General features: G+C 35.1%; 19 protein-coding genes. 1 reads left to right on the top strand and 18 read right to left on the bottom strand.

Annotated elements, in window-relative coordinates:
• Positions 1-70: 70 nt before the first annotated feature.
• Complete coding sequence (locus STERM_RS07140; RefSeq protein ID WP_012860914.1) at positions 71-2755, top strand: glycoside hydrolase family 38 N-terminal domain-containing protein; 2685 nt, start codon at positions 71-73, stop codon at positions 2753-2755.
• 48 nt (positions 2756-2803) lie between these two features.
• On the opposite strand, the gene STERM_RS07135 is transcribed toward STERM_RS07140, so the two are convergent.
• From STERM_RS07135 to STERM_RS07050, 18 genes are all read right to left on the bottom strand, one after another.
• Entirely contained in the window at positions 2804-3283 is a 480-nt protein-coding gene (locus STERM_RS07135; protein WP_012860913.1) for a DKNYY domain-containing protein, read from the bottom strand.
• Positions 3284-3439: 156 nt separating this feature from the next.
• Positions 3440-4960, bottom strand: coding sequence for a phosphohexomutase domain-containing protein (locus tag STERM_RS07130; protein ID WP_012860912.1), 1521 nt, complete (start codon positions 4958-4960; stop codon positions 3440-3442).
• Between the two features lie 141 nt (positions 4961-5101).
• Positions 5102-6040, bottom strand: coding sequence for a 1-phosphofructokinase family hexose kinase (locus tag STERM_RS07125; RefSeq protein ID WP_012860911.1), 939 nt, complete (start codon positions 6038-6040; stop codon positions 5102-5104).
• 180 nt (positions 6041-6220) lie between these two features.
• Positions 6221-6769, bottom strand: a complete 549-nt coding sequence (locus tag STERM_RS07120) for a hypothetical protein (RefSeq protein ID WP_012860910.1) — start codon at positions 6767-6769, stop codon at positions 6221-6223.
• A 15-nt stretch (positions 6770-6784) separates the two neighbouring features.
• Positions 6785-7108: a hypothetical protein gene (locus tag STERM_RS07115; protein WP_012860909.1), complete on the bottom strand. Its 324-nt coding sequence runs from the start codon at positions 7106-7108 to the stop codon at positions 6785-6787.
• Between the two features lie 15 nt (positions 7109-7123).
• Positions 7124-7681, bottom strand: a complete 558-nt coding sequence (locus STERM_RS07110; RefSeq protein WP_012860908.1) for a peptidoglycan recognition protein family protein — start codon at positions 7679-7681, stop codon at positions 7124-7126.
• Between the two features lie 4 nt (positions 7682-7685).
• A complete protein-coding gene (locus STERM_RS07105) occupies positions 7686-8126 on the bottom strand; it encodes a hypothetical protein (protein ID WP_012860907.1) in 441 nt (146 codons plus the stop codon).
• A gap of 8 nt (positions 8127-8134) precedes the next feature.
• Positions 8135-8953, bottom strand: coding sequence for a phage tail-collar fiber domain-containing protein (locus STERM_RS21185; RefSeq protein ID WP_012860906.1), 819 nt, complete (start codon positions 8951-8953; stop codon positions 8135-8137).
• Position 8954: 1 nt separating this feature from the next.
• Positions 8955-9587 (bottom strand): putative phage tail protein, encoded by a 633-nt coding sequence (locus tag STERM_RS07095; RefSeq protein WP_012860905.1) that lies wholly within the window; start codon positions 9585-9587, stop codon positions 8955-8957.
• A complete protein-coding gene (locus STERM_RS07090; protein WP_012860904.1) occupies positions 9584-10675 on the bottom strand; it encodes a baseplate J/gp47 family protein in 1092 nt (363 codons plus the stop codon). The genes STERM_RS07095 and STERM_RS07090 overlap by 4 nt, the downstream gene beginning before the upstream one ends.
• Positions 10675-11085 carry a DUF2634 domain-containing protein gene (locus STERM_RS07085; protein ID WP_012860903.1) on the bottom strand — a complete coding sequence of 137 codons (411 nt, stop codon included), beginning with the start codon at positions 11083-11085 and terminating at the stop codon, positions 10675-10677. The genes STERM_RS07090 and STERM_RS07085 overlap by 1 nt, the downstream gene beginning before the upstream one ends.
• Positions 11085-11525, bottom strand: a complete 441-nt coding sequence (locus STERM_RS07080) for a DUF2577 domain-containing protein (protein ID WP_012860902.1) — start codon at positions 11523-11525, stop codon at positions 11085-11087. Before STERM_RS07080 ends, STERM_RS07085 begins: the two co-directional genes overlap by 1 nt.
• On the bottom strand, positions 11522-12634 hold the full coding sequence (locus tag STERM_RS07075; RefSeq protein ID WP_012860901.1) for an XkdQ/YqbQ family protein: 1113 nt from the start codon (positions 12632-12634) through the stop codon (positions 11522-11524). Before STERM_RS07075 ends, STERM_RS07080 begins: the two co-directional genes overlap by 4 nt.
• Complete coding sequence (locus tag STERM_RS21180; protein WP_169305393.1) at positions 12621-13196, bottom strand: hypothetical protein; 576 nt, start codon at positions 13194-13196, stop codon at positions 12621-12623. Before STERM_RS21180 ends, STERM_RS07075 begins: the two co-directional genes overlap by 14 nt.
• A gap of 71 nt (positions 13197-13267) precedes the next feature.
• A complete protein-coding gene (locus STERM_RS07065) occupies positions 13268-15388 on the bottom strand; it encodes a tape measure protein (protein ID WP_012860899.1) in 2121 nt (706 codons plus the stop codon).
• 181 nt (positions 15389-15569) lie between these two features.
• Positions 15570-15989, bottom strand: coding sequence for a phage tail assembly chaperone (locus STERM_RS07060; protein WP_012860897.1), 420 nt, complete (start codon positions 15987-15989; stop codon positions 15570-15572).
• Between the two features lie 25 nt (positions 15990-16014).
• The gene (locus STERM_RS07055) at positions 16015-16494 is read right to left on the bottom strand and encodes a phage tail tube protein (RefSeq protein ID WP_012860896.1); all 480 of its coding nucleotides are present in this window, start codon (positions 16492-16494) and stop codon (positions 16015-16017) included.
• Between the two features lie 17 nt (positions 16495-16511).
• Positions 16512-17819 carry a phage tail sheath family protein gene (locus STERM_RS07050; protein ID WP_012860895.1) on the bottom strand — a complete coding sequence of 436 codons (1308 nt, stop codon included), beginning with the start codon at positions 17817-17819 and terminating at the stop codon, positions 16512-16514.
• Between the last annotated feature and the right edge of the window lie 9 nt (positions 17820-17828).

Here is a 17828-nt window from a genome sequence, read left to right as displayed (position 1 = left end):
ATACTCAGACAGAGATTAAGAATACCAGTCCCTGTCAGAGTATTGGCATTATAATAAAAAGGAGACGCAAATGAAAAATTTACATTACATTCCCCATACTCACTGGGACAGAGAATGGCACAAAACCTTTGAAGCTTTCAGGGTAAGACTTGGCTATAGTATGGAAATTCTTCTGGACACTATGGAAAATGACAAAAATTTTGACTATTTTATGTATGATGCCCAGACTTCCATTCTTGATGATTATCTCACAGTATATCCCGAAAACAGAGAAAGACTGAAAAAATTAATTTCTGATAAAAGGCTCTTTGTAGGTCCTTGGTATACACAGCCGGATTTTTATCTTATCAGCGGAGAATCCCTTGTCAGAAATCTTTTAATAGGCTCTAATATAGCAGATGACATGGGGCACTCTATGGAGACAGGCTATATTCCTGATTCCTTCGGTCAGTCTGCACAGCTTCCCCAGATATTAAACGGCTTTGATCTGAAATCTGTTCTTGTATGGCGGGGAATTGCCTGTGACGACATTGATGATTCGGTATTTTCCTGGCAGTCACCTGACGGCTCGGAGATACTTGGCATACATTTCCCGCTGGGATACGGCTATAACAGATATCTTCCCGCTGATAAGGAAAATGCCGTAAAAAAAATTCTGGAAACCGAAGAAAAAATAGCTGACAGATTTAAAGACGGCGAAGTTATGCTTATGGGCGGAGGTGATCATACAACTATACAAAATGGTCTTCCCGATATCATCAATTATGCAAATGAATATTTCAAAAAAAATAATTATGATTTAAATATAAAAATATCAAATCCTGAATTATTAACTAAAGATATAAAAAATGCATTGAAGAAAAGCAGCAGAAAATTACAGGTGCTTCACGGTGAATTAAGAAACCCGAAGGAACAAAGAGTTCATTTCGGTGATTCTTCCAGCAGAATGGATATAAAATACCTGAATAAAACACTTGAATATAAAATTTCTTCTGTTATTGAGCCTCTTTCGACATTTGCATATCTTGAAAATGGTATTTATTCCAACGGACTGATTAATAAATCATGGAAATATCTTTTTGAAAATCAGGCACATGACAGTATATGCACATGCTGTACAGATGAAAGCCACGATGATATTATGAACAGATTCAAGTACTCAGGACAGATAAACAAAGAGCTGGAAAACATGTTTTTCAGATATATGGAAAGAGAGCTTGATCTTTCCCAAATAAAAGGCAGAGCAGTTCTTCTTGTTAATACACTCCCTTATAAAAGGGAAAAATTTATCGAAATTACAGTATACACAAAGGAAAAGGAATTCTCTATTTATACTTCTGCAGGTAAAAAGATTCCTTATGAGATTGTTTCATCTCTAAATACAGATCTTTCAGAGACTGATATAAGTCTTGCCATGGACATCGCATCAGAAAATTATATTCTGGATTCTTACAGCAAAAATCCAAAATATGTCTTCTGGAAAAATAAAATCATAATTTCTTCTGATTTTCTTCCGGCAGGCGGCTATGAAGTTATTGATATACGTGAGAATGAAGCAGCGAACAATAATGAAAAGCTGGTATCCTCTCATGAAAATCAGCTGGAAAATGAATATCTGAAAATAAATATCAAGGAAAACGGTTCTTTAGATATTTTTGAAAAAGAAAGCGGAGAAAAATTTTCGGCTTTGACATATGAAGAAAAAGGTGATGACGGAGATGAATACGACTATTCTCCTCCAAAAAATGACAGAATTTTTACTACTGAAAACCTGAAAGCAGAAATAACTAAGCTGTATGAAAATAATTTTGAAACAGCTTTTGAAATAAAACATGTTATGATGGTGCCAAATGCATTAAATCCCGACAGATCAGGAAGAAATACAGAACTGACAGAACTGAAAATCAAAAGCACCGTTTCATTAAGAGCTGCTTCAAGAATAATTGCAGTAAAAACCGAACTTTACAATAATTCTCATGATCATATAATAAAGGTATTATGCAGTGCCCCTGTTACCACAGATTCATCATATGCAGGAGACCATTTTTCAGTCATAAAAAGAGATAATCAAATTTCAGTCCCTGAAAACTGGAAAGAGCTGAACTATAAATCAAAGCCGCTTCCTATATATCCAATGCAGGGATTCACTGATATTTCCGACAGTAAAACAGGAATCGCAGTGCTGTCTGCCGGTCTGCCGGAATATGAAATTTATAATAACGACACTATTGCCCTCACACTTATGAGAAGTGTAGGAAAAATGGGAAAATCAGATCTCGAAATACGTCCGGGCAGAGTGAGCGGAATAGAATTCAATACGCCTGATTCTCAGATGACGGGGAATTATAAATTTGAATTCGGGATAATTCCTCATTCAGGCAATTATTCTGATACACAGATTCAAAGGCTTGTATCCCTTTATTCTGCTCCGGTTAATGTAAAACAGTTTTTAGAAGATATAAAAACAGGAGACAGACCTTTAAGAAAAGAGTATATTGAATTAACAGGAAATAATATTGAAGTATCAGCTTTGAAAAAAGCAGAAAGAGATAAAAATATTATTCTGAGATTATTTAATCCTTCTCAGAAGCTTTCTGAAAATAACAGACTGAAAATAAATTTCCCGCATAATTCTGTTTCTATTACTAACCTGAAAGAAACGGCATTTTTAGGAAATCTCAAAATTTCGGATAATTCTTATATCCTGCCGGGTTTAAAAAATGCAGAGATTCTTACTTTAAAAATTACCATATAAAATCAGGGGAAATTCCCCTGATTTTTTAATATGTAAAAATCACTATATTTATGCTCCTTTGAAATATTTTTTCCCGTCTTTATATTTATTTCCGTTGTTGATAACACAGCCGCCGTCTCCCCAGGGAATACAGTCCGTATCTTTGTTATCCTTGATAAATTTTATTTCTTTTCTGGAATCACTGTCTCTCAGTTTCTTACCGTAAAAATACAGATATCTTTTATCTTTATAATAGCCCTGTTCCAGCATAATAAAACTCCCGGCATCTGCTCCTTCTACCTTTGTATTTTTGAAATATACATTTCGGCTGTCTTTCCCGTAATCTCTGTATTCACATGATTCCACAGAATATGAAATAGTCTGAAAATCAGCAGAATCTGCCCCTGACAGCTCCATCTTTGCATTTCCAGCTTCTGTATAATAGACTTTATTATTTGATATTATAAATGGTTTCCCCGGATTTACCAGCATTTTACACGGGAAAGCCGTAATTGAAAACAGAAAAAATAAAAACATTACTTTCTTCATGATTTATAACTCCTTAATTTTTTGTTTATTATAACATTTATATTCAGATAAAGAAAGAATTGATTCTCATCATTCTCCCATAAAATAACACCTGAAAAATACTGCCGGAATTCTGTTATTCCGACAGTATTGTTATCTTATAATAAATTTTATTTTTTATAAAGCTGAAGTATCTATTTCACTGTATTTTTTCAAAAATTCAGCAAGCTTCTTCTCTGTTTTCTCCACTCCTCCGGCATAATCTGCTTCCATATTTATACAGATTATCGGTTCATGCAGAGATGATCTTAATAAAAACCATCCGCTTCCTTCTCCGCCCTTGCAGTTTACTCTTATTCCCTCGTAATTTTCTTCCACCTGAGACCATTCCGGTTCCTCTTTCACGAACTGCTCAAGCTCGCTTATTACTTTATCGGCATATTCTTTTATTGACTGTGTATTTACATTCAGACGTATCTCCTTTGATTCAAGCGGTTCCTTATATCCTTCAAGAAGATCCTCTATATTCTTGTTCTCTTCGTGGAGCTTTGCCAGAGTTATTAATATTTTGGCAGTAAGATAAGCACCGTCGTCAAGAAAATTATTTTCCTTAAAAGCTGCATGTCCTGATGTTTCTATAGCCAGAGGACACTCTATCCCTTTTTCATTTAGTTCTTTTGCTTTATTTATAACATTCTTGTACCCTCTCTGATATCTGAAATGTTTTCCGCCGAGCTTAGTAATAAATTCATTTAATTCATCAGAAGTAATGGAATCTGTTACTATTGTACTTCCCGGATTCTGCTCAAGAACTATTGCAGAAGATAAAGCGATTAATCTGTTTCTGTTTATTTCCTCTCCGTTCTTATCCACACATGATGCTCTGTCCACATCTGTATCAAATATTATACCAAAATCTGCCTTACTGTTAAGAACTGCTCTTTTCAGGAATCCCATTGCTGTTTCGTCTTCAGGATTAGGCACATGATTAGGAAAAAGTCCGTCAGGATTCAGAAAAGCACTTCCTGCAGTTTTAGCACCAAGAACTTCTAAAACCTCCTCTGCAAAAAATCCTCCTGCTCCGTTTCCGGCATCTACTACTATATGCAGTCCTTCAAGCGGTTTTTCATAATTTTTTTTAGAATTTACTTCTGTTCTTATTTTTTCTACTAAAAATTTAGAGTAATCTTTTATTATTGTGGTCTTAACTATTTTTCCCTTTTTAGTTTGTTTAACCGTAGAATTTTTCAAAATATCTATCGAATTTTCTATAACCTGTTTGATATCTTCCTTCTCAAATCCGCCTTCTTTAGTAAAGAATTTTATTCCGTTATAATAAAAAGGAAGATGACTTGCAGTGAACATAATAGCAGCATCACAGTTATACTTTTCAAAAATTGTACTCATAAACATAGACGGAGTCGTTGATAAACCAAAATCATAAACTGTCATTCCCGCATCCAGCAGCTCTTCAATAAAGGCACATTGCAGCTTACCTCCTGTTATTCTCGGGTCAGTCCCGGCTGAAACTGCTATTTCCTCAGGATTTTTACCTAGTTTTTTACTTATATAATTCACATATCCCTGTGCCAATGCAGCTACAGTTTCTCTGTTCAAAGTCACCTGTTTGTCCTCGTGCTGAATAGCTATTCCTCTGATGTCGGAACCGCTTTGTAATTTTCTTAAAACTTTCTCCACACCTAAACCTCCTGTGTTTTTATATTTGTCTTATTATAGCATTTTTCCCTGTGTTTTTTAAAGGCTTATTTATTTCAAATTTTTTGAAGTATTTGGACATAAGCTGAAAATACAGTTATTATGTATTATTTATTTTCTGCTTTACTTATATTTTTTTATTTTTACCAGAGGCAGGAGTTTACTGGTCTGCTCCAGTGAAAAATCCGAGCTTAAAAAATGTGCTGCTTTAGATGCACTTATCGCTGTGGCAAATCTAAAAATTTCCTCTATGTCTTTTTTCAGATAATATTTTGAAATTACACCGCCTACGAATATATCCCCGCAGCCTGTTTCACTTACTACATCTATCTTTGGTGGAGTAAATCCGTATACTCCCCTGTCTTTTACCCCTACTATGCTTCCTTCCTCCCCGAGAGACACTGCTACTATCTCTATTTTTTCATTAAGCCTTTGTATTTCCTCTATAAAATCGTCTGTTTTTTCAAGTTTTTTCCCTGTTAATACCTGAAATTCATACTTATTTGGTTTTATAAAAAAAGGCTCCAGATTTATTACCTCCTTCAAATATTCGTCTCTTGCATCTATAAATATCTTAGCCCCGGTATTTTTCAGCGTTTTCACTATTTCACAGTATTTTTCTTTCGGAAAGCCTGTTGCCGGTGATCCTGATAATGCTGCTATATCGTCCTCATTTATCTCTTTCTGTATTTTCAGAATCAGTTCACTGTATGCTTTCTCATCAGGAAGCTCCCCAGATTCTGTAATCATGTAGCTGCCGAGATTAGATTCATCTACTAGAATGGTACATTCTCTGGTATTTGTACTGCCTGCGTTTATAAATTCACATTTAATATTCTTTTCCTCCATTAATTCCACAAGCTTTATACCATTTCTCCCGCCAGTAAATCCAGTAGCAATATTAGGAAGCCCCAGTGCAGAAAATACTGCTGATACATGACATCCTTTTCCTCCGATATCATAAAGCACTTTTTTTATTTTGTTATTCTGCTCTCTTTCAAGAGTTCCCGCAATTTCTATTACCTTATCAACTGCCGGATTTAATGTTATTGTATAAAGCATTCTCCACCTCAGATAATCATTTTTTATAATATTTTACCTTATTATATTTCTAAGCCCTATTAATAGTGCATTGAGTGTATTTTTGTATATTGTGTGTATATTGCGTAATATTTTACTATTATATAATATTTAACCAAATAAAAAAAGAACCCTCCGAAAAATTCCAGAGGGCGTTTTTATTTATAATATATCATTCACTTGAGATACTGCATTTTCTTCAAATTGATTCATCTCAAGTTTTATTTTTTCTTTATATTTATGATAATTTTCTTTTGTTTCTTCTTTTATATCCTCAAATATTGAGTTTATTGCATTTTCATTTATTTGTAAATTATCATATACACTTTTAATTATTATGTATTTATATGCATTATCTGCAGATACTTCCAGAATATTTTTTAATTTATTTCTTTCTTTAGAATAACATAGCGCTATTTTGGTTTTCACATCATTATAATTTGCACTTATGTTATTGACATTTATAATGTCCCGCAAGGTATTTTCTATTTTCCACCGGGATCCTTGAATAAAGTAAGGCACTATGATTTTTAATCCTGCCGACATTAGGTGCCCTTTTTGGAATTGTTTTAATGCTTCTAATATATCCCTGTTGGTCGCATCGGAATTCATTCTTTTATACATATTAATTTGATTCCATACTGATACACTAGACAAGACTACCAGTAGCCCTAATTCTGCAATTTTATTTATTATTGTAAGAATGTCCATTTACTTCTCCTGATCTTAAATTTTTATTGCTTTCTTTTCCTCTTTCAGTATACTTTCCAGTAACTCGTTCAAGTCCAGCATTCCTTTTATTTCGGTGAATACTTTTTCAAATACATCTTCGGTAAAATTTTCAATAAAGTTCGGTATAAGCTTATTATCTTTTGCTTTAGCAGCTTTTATAAACTTTTCTATGTTCTCCCATACATGTTTGTCTAGAACGTTCTGCAGCTTTTCTATACCTGCCTTTCCTCTGCTTATTATTTCCTCCTCAAGTATTCTTTTTCTGATCCACTCGTTAATCTTTCCTACTATAAATATTTTCATTGCCATTTCTGTCATATTCTTTCACTCTCCTTATAATTTTATACTTCCTAATAATTTACCTGTTTTATCGAATAATTCTATTGTTTTAGTTTCTTCCACTACAGCATTGTTTCCAGCTTTCTGTCTTTTTACTTCTGTTTCAATGTCTTTTACAAACTGATCCCATCTTGGAAGTATGATGTGAGGGCACTGCTTTCCAGACCAACTTTTATGTGTACGGACTTTATCCGTTCCCCAGTTCTTTTCTATCAAAAGACTAGCAATTAGTTCAATAGCATTTTTCTCTGCTGCAAGTCCCGCACTATCGCATATTTCTATGCCTATTGATGTACTGTTCCCCTCAGATGTGCCTGCGTGATAAGCTATCTCGGTAATCGGTATAGCTTCTATTGCTTCCTTACCATCTACTACTATATGCCACCCTGTAGATGTTGTATTTTCAGGATTAGTAAGCCATGCCCTTTCATTTGCTGCCGTACTCTTTGGGTTACCTGTGTTATGCACTGTAATCCATTTAAAGTCCAGTTTCTTCCCAGTTCTTTTCTTATTCACTGGTAAATGATTTTTCTTTACTTCATTGTATTTCATATTTTTAGCCCTCCAATTCTTCATATCTCTTTAGTTTTTCCTGATATGTTTTATCGAGTTCTATATTTTCCTTTTCCAACTTCTTTGCTGCAAAAGTTTTTCCAGCTTCTTTAAGATTTTTTATTTCTTTTTGTATATTAGTTATTTCCAATTCCAAACTTCCTAGTTCCTCTTCAAGTACTGAAATTTCTAACTCTTTTTTATAATTCCATTCTTTACTTTCTGTATTCCAAATATGAAACAAATCAGGCTTTGGACTTCTCTCAACTACCTCATCATTTTCAAGATAGTAAGTATATCCTTTCATATTTGTTTTTTCTATATAGGTTTTATGTTCCTCATCTGTGATTTCTTTTATATTGAAACCATCTTTTTTCTCTTTATCAGTTAAATTTCCATATGAAAATCCTGAAAATTCACCCTGCTTATTAAATAATAAATACATTTTTCCACCTAATATCCTTTCACAAAGATTCTTACTGTTGTATCAATATAACCTGTAGTACCCGGAAGCTTCCCCCAAACAATACATTGTGTCTTGCTTAATATCCTTATTCCTACAGAATGTGCCCCACTCCCGCCATCTCCGCCACGTATATCCAACACAGAATTTTCATAAGGATAAGGGAAATTTACAATTGTTCCTGCTTCACCATTTGAAGAGAGTGCTTGAGCTAAAAACCACTGTTCCATTATCCCGTTCGGTCTTTTTTCATACCCCGGAATACTTGCTTTTAATTCAAATGAGTTTTCTATTTCATCTCTAACCATATTGAGAGTCACAATTCCATACTGAGTCTTTGTCGCAATCATCTCAGTTGTAACCAGTCCGCCCGGACTCACAGTTAAATTTACATTCCCGCTATTACTTACAGTTGTAAGTAAATCTACTGTTAGTACAGAAGTATTTACACCGTTATAAGCAGGCATGAAGTCTGCCGTTGTGGCTGTAGTGATGCTGAATAATATTTCACCCTCATCAGGATCATTTGCATAAAGCCCTATGTTTTTGACATAATAGCCTGTTGTAACATCTGTATTTAATATAGCTGCTTTTACTCTTACTGTACTTTCATTCTCTATGTTAACAGCACTAATATCTACTGTTTGTTTTATACTTCCCAGTACAGTCAGGTTTTCAAAATTTGTGCTGCTTGGATAATCATAATCACTTGTCCTTACTTTAGTAAAATTAATCTGCTCCCCAGCCATTCCTTTAGCTACAAGGGCATGAGCTTTTTTAGTTATTATCGTATTGGTAAATACTGCCATCTCATCCTCCTAAAACGTATTTTTTTCCTTGTATAATCGATCCTGTTAAATTTCCGCTGCCAGATAATTCGTAGTTGCCTGTAAAATCACTTGAAAGCACATAATGCATACTTGACATAGCTGCAGCACCCAAATAATAATCTTGTTTCGCTTCCTCTACTATGTAGTTTGTGCTATCATAAGCAAGATTTGCGGGTAATACTTTCAAGAGCAATTTATTTAGTTGTGTCAGCATTTTTGAATCATAAAAAAATGTGTTGATCTCCAACACATACTCATTATTTTTCAATTTAACTCTATAATTTCCAGCTCCACACAATACGTCAAGCATTTGTTTTAAACTTCTCATCGTGTAAGGTAGCTGTGCATTCCATTCAACCAATACCCGAGCAATACGCATTTCCAGTGTATCAGACTCGTATGGATATAATTTCAGCATCTTTTCAAACTTACTTATTCCCTGCTCGTCACAGGTTGTAATGAATTGATTATTTATAACCCTTTTCAGCACCGCCCAGAATAAAGTGAACTCCGGTTCCTCCGCCGATGTTATTACCTGCATCTCCTTACGATCTGCCATGAACTGTGGTAGGTATTCTATAAGTTTTACGATATGCTCCATTTCAAATATCATACTCTGTTCACACTCCCAAACACAGGTATATCATAAGTACCTATGTTTAAATTTCCTGCGGTACCGTTTATTTCTGTATTATATACATCAACTATTCCGGAAATATTTAAAATTGCCGCTTCTATTTTGGCAACCCTTACAATCAAGTCATCACTGACTGGTTTGTCATTGGGCGCCCATGTTTTCCGTAATTCTAACAGATAGTCTTTTATAACATCCTCAATAGGTGTTTTTACTTGTTCCCACTCAAAGCCGCTTTCTAGGTCTATATGTAAAGAAATATTTACAGCAACATCTGCTGCAGTCTCTACTGTAACAATATGACCAATTGGTGCTATTCCTAAGCCTTTGGCATCCTGTGTGGGATCTATTAAAGTTTGAACTGTTTCTATTAAAGTATTACTTGCTTTATTATATTCCGCATCCAGTATTGTCAGCCTAACTGTTCCGCCACCTTGCCATACAGGGGTTACTTTTACAGCTCCTAAACCCGGTATATCAAGAACTTTCTTTTTATAGTCCGCTATATTTCCGCCATAAGCGACCATATTAAAGCTATCAAAATACTCTTGTCTTAAGCTTTCCGTACTCTGTTCATCTTCCCCGGGTATTAATAGATCTGTTATTTGAGCGTATGTTAATCCATTAATATATTGAATGGGAATCAAAGTCCCATATTTACTGTTACCAATAATGCCCGGTGTTTCACACTCAACTTGATAAACATAATTTCCAGTCGGCGGCACTTCCTGCTCTATATAACTAATTACTGTATAGTTCAAATCATCCAAGCTAAACCGGGAACCAATTGGAACCTGTATATTAAACTTACCCTTTAGCACAGCCTTGAATGCAGGATCAGGTATTATTCCACGCTCTGCACATCGGCGTATCAGATATGGTCTTGTATTCGTATCCGCAAAAGTTTCCTGTAATATGATATCTAAAGCAAAATATAAGCTTTCAATCTCCATAGATGCAGGTGCCACAGCATCGTAAATAATAGCTGCCTGTCTTATATCCACATCAGAGGGGGCTCTGCCTAATATTCTTCTTAATATTCTTTCAAAAGTTTGATCTTCATACATTATATAGACACCTCCTCGTCTATTATGTTTATTTCTCCAAATTCCGTGTATGCAGTAAATTTGACTAATACTACACCTTTTTTACTTGTATCAAATTCAAAATTGTTCACTTCACTTATTCTAGTATCCTGCAGCAAGGCTTCCCTTATTCGTCTTTCTATCTCAGGTACGCAGTAATTTACAGGCATACCAAACAAATCTTCTAATTCAATGCCATAGTTCCAGTCATAAATTATGTATTTGTACCTTTCTGTCCTGATTATTTTATATATTGCCTGTTTCATTGCTTCCTGTTCATCTGTAAAACCCGATATCCTGTCGCTGTTCTCCTCTAATTCCATCTTATAAGTTTTAGTGGGGATAGTGACAATATTTATATCAGGAATGTTTACAAAATTTTTAGGTACCATTAAAACCACTCCCCACTTGTCATGGGATCACCCAATCGATCTAATACGATGTGGCGTTGTCCTCCTTGCTCTTTTATCATCACAACCCCCTCACCTATAACTAAACCTTGATATATTTTTATTTTCTTCCGCCCCTCATACGCATGATAATGATGTGAGTCAAAACTATTTTGTGGTACTCCGAGGTGATCGTGTAAAGTGTTTAAAATATCATCATTAATTGTTCTGTGTGAAACTTCTATATCCACCTCATAATCTCTTACAAGGTGTGTCAAAATCAATTCTTTTTCTTGCAGAACTGTCTGTGCATCCACTCTGATCGTCAACGGCGTTATTGTTTCAACTGTTCCGAAAACAAGCACTGAGGGTTCCGAGTTATCCACAACCCCTTTGGCTGTACCTTTTACTAGCTCCAAGAATGTACTTAAATTGTTACTCATGTCATCACCTCTGTATTACTCGTACTTGTATATGCTGCCGATTCTTCTTTTTCTTTTATATGTTTTATTAAATTTAAGTCCATAAAATACTCCCCAAATTTAAAGGTATGTTTTACTGATTCTACAATCATGTAATTTTTAATATCCAGCTCTCCCATTTTTAGCATTACAAGAAAACTAGAACCACCTTTTATTCTTATATCACCGAAAGCCTTTTTTATTGAAAACTTACGTTTTGGTGAATTATAAAGCTTTATAAGATTATCAGCTTTTTCTTTCCCGTTTATTTTCTCATCTATAGTTTCATAAAGTTGTAATAACCCCCAGCGTTCAATATTAGAGCTGTCATATACTATATAATTCTCTCTTTTCTTTGTTTCCTTGTTGGGATATGTTAATTTTATTTGATTGTAAACATCACTATCAATAGAGGACGAATAGTCAAAATCAGATGCAGATAGATCGTCTATTATAAAATCAGTTATTTTCATATTTTCCATTTCTTTAAGAGTCAGTTCCCCGTATTGATCATATAAGGTATACATTTTCTTTGTATTTTGTGTTGTCAGAGATAAAGCCGTTAATATTATATCTATTAATGTTTTATTGTCCTCTCTCCTGCTCTCAAATTTATATACAGTGTCCTCAAGTTCTCCTATCTTAAGTTGAAAATCTTCTGCAATTCTTTTTATTATCTCTGTAGCCGTTACATTCTCAAAATAATAGTAATTCTTGTTTTTTAAATATCTTAACTGATCATAAGCAGTTATTTGCATAATATTGTTTTTATCTATTTTTCTTGTGAATACATATCCTAAAAATATATTCTCACCTTTGTATACAAGCGATACTTGGTCGCCCTCAACTATATAATTTATCCCTTGTCCGGGTTTATCTTCCTGCACTAAAACTTTAAAATCTAATTTCCCCGGTGCTCCTCGCCATTCATAACTTAAAGTTATATTATCAGCAACTACTGGCATAGAAACATGACCGCTTCCGTGTTTTCCAGAAACGGTCAATTGTAAATCTTTTTCAAGATCAAAAGTATTTTTTGCTATATTGAAAGCAGTGTTAAAAACTTTATTTAAAGTATTATTTATTTCCAATTCTTAACACCCCCGGTAAATATTGATTTAGTGAGTTTAATCCATTTTCGTTCATTATTTCCCCCAGTCTTTCCAAACCTCCTGTTTGTTCTCTGCATATCTGCCATAGAACCTCACCTGCCTTTGTTGTATAAACTCGGTCTATAATTTTGGTAATTCCTCGGGGCATTGTAATATAAGCCCCTAGTTTATCTTCTAATAACTCAAGTGTAGTAGATCTGGGGTTTTTATATTCTTTCAATTTTACAGACACTTTTATGTCCATAAATTCGTCAGTATCATCCGAAACGTCGTAATCTTCCAAAGACACCTTTATATTTGTGTTAAAGTAATTCTTCCCAGTAGGGTATTGCCTAACGATAATGAACTGAAAAGGTCTTTGCTCTCTTTTTAGCCTTTCTATTTTCGATAAAAAATGTTGTGGGCTTTCATAACCATATCTAAAATTAGTGAATGGATATTTATAAGCAGGCAAAATAAACTCAAAAGTTATTTCTTTTAAACCCTCTTTTTTCAATATATTCACCTCAGCATCATTTATAAGCTTTACTGTTTCATTCATATTTTTGCTTGATATTTGTATTTGTCGAGGGCTTAGTGGTAATAAATATCTGTCTATATAAATATCATACATTATTGATGCACCCCCTCTGCAAGTGTTGCTGCAGCTTCTTGTAGTCTTTCTACAAGCACATCTATTATAGTGTCAACATCATTTTCATTACTTATATTATTCTCATTTTTCATGTCTATTTTTATCTCTGCAGTAGTGAATTGATTTATGTATTCCCTTTCAGCAACATCACGCAAATATTTTAATTCTTCCTCAGTTGCTTCCAACTGATTCGCCATTTTACCAGTATTATCCGCTGTTCTTTTATTGTTGGGATCAGCGCCTTTTCCTGCTCCAGCGGCATCTCCTTTTGGTATCTCCAAACCTTTCATAATTCCATTTACATCGTCAAGTACCCCCCCGAACTTTGCAGCCATGTCATTCCCTTTACCAACACCTTTATTGTATGCTCCGCCCAAATCTTTCATTTGCATCACTTGACTATTTCCACCATTATACATCCCCAATTGAGGTGCTTGTAATTGGACACGCTCTGCTTGTTTCGCTGTAAATTTGACGTTCACTGCGCTTGATAAATTTGTACCCATCAAACCATCTATTGCTCCCGCAAAAGCCCGGGCTTTATCAAAAATACCGTTTAATATCTCGGCAGCTTTTCTCGCAATTAAATTAAAACCATCAATAAAAACATTTGCTATTGCACTGGCAACATTAGCTGCTCCTTGCGCCATACTGTTTATTGTACTTCTGAAACTATTTGCCATACTCACTGCAGTATTTACTATCCAAGCGACGACATTATAAAATGCGGCACCTATCCAGTAAAATATCCCAACTACAGTACCAGCGACGGTTGCTGTTCCTGTTCCCCATTTGACAATTGCAACAATTAAAGCAATAACTGCTGCAATCACACCAATAATAATTGCCGCTATCCATGTACCCGGAAAAGACCATGCTGCAGCATTAGCTGCTGTTTGTGCTGCCGTATATCCTCCGGTTACAAAAGTTAAAGCAATCATTGCTGCATTTGCTATCGTTAAAGCTACACCTTTTGCAACTTCTGCTGCTGTTTGCGCCCACGATAGTAATGTAACTAATCCCTGTATTGCAGCATATGCTGTCAAAGCCGCAGCAACTCCATAAATTATAGGACTAATCAGCGCCCAGTTATCAATAATAATCTTAGCAAAACCCGCTACCGCATTAAATGTCGTGTTCGCAACACTTAACAACACCCCAAAAGCTGTTTGTGCTCCACTTAAGAACTTTTGAAATGCTTGGCTATTTGCAATTTGATTTACTTTTTTAAGCACTCCGTCACTGGCAAACAAAGCATAATTTTTCATTTGTGTCCATATATCCGTCCATGTCATTGGCATTTGTCCAAATTTTGCATTTATATCATCTGCAGCACTAAATACTGCAGCTTTTATAATATCCGATGTAATTTTCCCTTTTGAACTCATTTCCTTGAGCTGTCCCATTGTGACATTCATATGTTTAGCAATCGCCTGTGCAATCATTGGTGCATTTTCCAGAACTGATACAAACTCGTCACCTTGCAGCCGTCCCGATGCCATCGCCTGAGTTAACTGCAGCATTGCAGCATCTGCCTGTTGAATATCTGCACCCGCTATTTTTAAAGACTTTCCGACAAGATTGCTGAACATTACAACCTCGTCGGTATTTCTGAATGCATCTTTAGCGAGTAAGCCGAGTTTTGCAACACCGTCTGCGGCTTCTGTGTAAGCTATTCTTGCATCTTGTGCTGATGCATATATTTGTTTTTTTAACATTTCAGGATCATCTGAAATAAGATTCAACCGGGCTGTTATTTGAGCGTTTTTGTCCGATGCTTCTATTATCTTTTTCACACTAAAGCCCGCCAACATCCCGGCACCTATTCCCATTAGTTTACTTTTTAAACTCCCTGCTATGCCACTGGTTTGTCCCAGATTGTTATTTAGTTGCTGAGAACTGGCAACCATTTCATTTAGTTCATTTTCTGCAATTCTTAGCTGTGCAGATGCCTGCTGTAATTGCGACACGTCTGGTGACACATTTGTATTGTCTAATCTCTGCATTGTTCTTATAGTCGTATTTACTGAGCTTACTATATTAGTAAATACACTTGTCATTCTATCATTTAACATGATTGAGCTTTGTATGGTTGCCATTATTTCCTCGCTTTCTTTTTTAGTTTTTTATCTCTTTCCTTGTCTGCTTCTAGTTTTAAGTCAATAGCTGCAATTACAAATGCTTTCTCCATGTCATCGAGCACAGCATATTGACTTGGCAGCATCCCATGCTCAGTAAAACAATAATAAGCATAATTAATATCAGGGTTGCCGCTATTTATTAGTTTTTTGCTTCATCCACCAAATCTGGCAACGAAATATCCCATCCGTTGATTTTTTGAACTTTTTCAACCAAAGCATTATATTCGCCCGGAAGTAATAAACAATCAAGTAACTGACCTGCTCCCATAACATTCCATGAGTCCTGTGCTTCCTTATTTTCTAAGTCAGGATAAACAACACTATTCACCACTAAGTCTTTTAAATAAGCTGTTGTATCCAGCTCGGGGACATAAACACCCTTTCCTCTATTAACAGTTTTTGTATTGTTTTTTCTCAAGCGATCATCTGTTGTGTTAGTGATTGCTTTTATTATCCACTCCTCAGGCTCTCCATTCTCTTTAAGTACTCTTTTTGTTGCGATAACTTTTTCCTCTTCCGGCTTTCTCACGTTCTGTTTTAAAAACGACTTCATATCCATAATTAAATTTTCCTCCTAAATTTTTTTATTGCACCATTCCCGGTAAATCTTTAAATTTTTCAGGCATTTTCATCCCATCGAAAGTAAAGTCTACATCTTCCTCTATATAATCCGCATCCGCATCAAATTTCGCCAATAATGTCTTATCTATATTACAATCTAGTAAAACCACTGTTTGCCGTCCTACTGTACTTGTGGGATCTTCATTTGTTACCTGAATATCAAAATAAAAATCTTCTCCTGTTTCAGCATATTTTATTGCCAATTCTCTGATTATTGAGTTATTAAAATGTAATGTTAGGGTTCCACTTCCCTCCCAGCCTGTTGCTTTATTGCCTTTCCCAGTTTTACCCAGTACTGGTACTTTTACTTTTGTTTTTTCCATTGTTGCTTCCAATTTTATAGCAGTCATGAAATTTACACGCTTATCTCCAAAATCTATAAAGCATTTCGCCATACTCCCAGAGATGGCATCCCTACCTCTCATTGTTTCCGCTGTACTCATGCATTACACTCTCCTTTCTACGCAACCACAACTGTCATATATAATTTTTCCATACAGTTAACAGGCGTTACATTATCTGTGACAAGAACCGATTTTTTATCCTCGCCTTTTTGTATTGTTATGTCAGCATCTGTAAAATCTTCAATTGCCCTTATTCTTAAAAGTTCCTCATGATGTTTTACAATATCTTTCCACAGATCTGTTCTACCCTCATTGTCATTCGGAACCTGTCCGAGATATCTTGTATTAAATATAGTTGCCACATCAATAGCGATTTGGTCTAATACCCTAATTGTTTGATTGCTTGTAAAATCTATATTTTTCTCTACGGTAACAGATGTAAATGTGTTTATATCTGTTAATACTCTGATTTTATCCTCTACTTTATGGAATAGAAATTTTCCTTTGTTTATTCCATCTTTTAAGGCTGTTTGATTTTCTTTAGTTTCTACATCAAACTCTCCGTCATAAACCTTGTTTGTAACCGATTTATTAACAGCACATCCCGCCTGAGCTCCTACAGTCCAGTAAACCAGTGCAGACTCAGCGTATCCGGAAGTTAAGCTTTTATTTTCTACTGATATGATCCCCTCATAGTCTGCATCTTCTGCTCTATATAAAACGCATTGAAATTTAGCCCCTATTTCGTCACGCATACGTTTTGTAAATTGTGCAAATAAAGACTTAATCACCTTATCTGTTCCCGTATAACCCGTAACATTGAAATAATATCCATCTATTTTATCTATAAATTTCTGGTAATTATCCCCTGTAGCCGCCCCTGTTGTTCCACCTGTTAGAGGTGTCCCGGCAGTAGCAGCCAGCGTTGCTGTTTTATCAAAATCAATAAAATCATTGTTGATTAACTCTGCAGCACTTGCGACTGTCTGAGTATCCACAAGTGACGTGTCCAGATATGTAGAAACATCAAATTTTGTAGTATCATCTACATTGGTCTGAATTACTATTCTTAAGTCATTACCTCTTATTCCGCCGTATTTTGCATTTCCAAAGGCGCTTACTGCTTTTGTGCTGTCATTTACTCTAAATGCATATAAAGTTTTTGCATTTAAAAATAAGTCCCTCAAAGGCTTCATTTTCTCATGATCATAGCTGTAACCAAATATTTTACGTGTGTTTGTTTGAAAGTCCTCATTTTCTACTGTAAATACTTCACCCTCTACACCCCAATCAAGTATCAAAGGTAAAGCAGTATATCCACGATCGGCAAATGACAACATTGCTCTTTTAGCCGATACGAAATTCATGTATGTACCGGGTAGTATTTTATTTTGTACTAACCAAGTACCTCCACCTAATGCCATTATTTCCTC

The sequence above is a fragment of the Sebaldella termitidis ATCC 33386 genome (assembly GCF_000024405.1).
GTDB classification, from domain to species: Bacteria; Fusobacteriota; Fusobacteriia; order Fusobacteriales; family Leptotrichiaceae; genus Sebaldella; species Sebaldella termitidis.
The sequence above is the reverse complement of the archived record's forward strand: the minus strand, read 5'-3'. Positions and strand labels throughout refer to the sequence as shown.

Excerpts from the sequence above, each read along its gene's own strand:
- STERM_RS07120 (WP_012860910.1), bottom strand. The coding sequence starts at position 6,769 with ATGGACATTCTTACAATAATAAATAAAATTGCAGAATTAGGGCTACTG.
- STERM_RS07080 (WP_012860902.1), bottom strand. The coding sequence starts at position 11,525 with ATGAGTAACAATTTAAGTACATTCTTGGAGCTAGTAAAAGGTACAGCC.
- STERM_RS07095 (WP_012860905.1), bottom strand. The coding sequence starts at position 9,587 with ATGATATTTGAAATGGAGCATATCGTAAAACTTATAGAATACCTACCA.
- STERM_RS07065 (WP_012860899.1), bottom strand. The coding sequence starts at position 15,388 with ATGGCAACCATACAAAGCTCAATCATGTTAAATGATAGAATGACAAGT.
- STERM_RS07085 (WP_012860903.1), bottom strand. The coding sequence starts at position 11,085 with ATGGTACCTAAAAATTTTGTAAACATTCCTGATATAAATATTGTCACT.
- STERM_RS07055 (WP_012860896.1), bottom strand. The coding sequence starts at position 16,494 with ATGAGTACAGCGGAAACAATGAGAGGTAGGGATGCCATCTCTGGGAGT.
- STERM_RS07115 (WP_012860909.1), bottom strand. The coding sequence starts at position 7,108 with ATGACAGAAATGGCAATGAAAATATTTATAGTAGGAAAGATTAACGAG.
- STERM_RS07060 (WP_012860897.1), bottom strand. The coding sequence starts at position 15,989 with ATGGATATGAAGTCGTTTTTAAAACAGAACGTGAGAAAGCCGGAAGAG.
- STERM_RS07125 (WP_012860911.1), bottom strand. The coding sequence starts at position 6,040 with ATGCTTTATACAATAACATTAAATCCGGCAGTTGATAAGGTAATAGAA.
- STERM_RS07090 (WP_012860904.1), bottom strand. The coding sequence starts at position 10,675 with ATGTATGAAGATCAAACTTTTGAAAGAATATTAAGAAGAATATTAGGC.
- STERM_RS21180 (WP_169305393.1), bottom strand. The coding sequence starts at position 13,196 with ATGAATGAAACAGTAAAGCTTATAAATGATGCTGAGGTGAATATATTG.
- STERM_RS07135 (WP_012860913.1), bottom strand. The coding sequence starts at position 3,283 with ATGAAGAAAGTAATGTTTTTATTTTTTCTGTTTTCAATTACGGCTTTC.
- STERM_RS07050 (WP_012860895.1), bottom strand. The coding sequence starts at position 17,819 with ATGGCATTAGGTGGAGGTACTTGGTTAGTACAAAATAAAATACTACCC.
- STERM_RS07140 (WP_012860914.1), top strand. The coding sequence starts at position 71 with ATGAAAAATTTACATTACATTCCCCATACTCACTGGGACAGAGAATGG.
- STERM_RS07105 (WP_012860907.1), bottom strand. The coding sequence starts at position 8,126 with ATGTATTTATTATTTAATAAGCAGGGTGAATTTTCAGGATTTTCATAT.
- STERM_RS21185 (WP_012860906.1), bottom strand. The coding sequence starts at position 8,953 with ATGGCAGTATTTACCAATACGATAATAACTAAAAAAGCTCATGCCCTT.
- STERM_RS07110 (WP_012860908.1), bottom strand. The coding sequence starts at position 7,681 with ATGAAATACAATGAAGTAAAGAAAAATCATTTACCAGTGAATAAGAAA.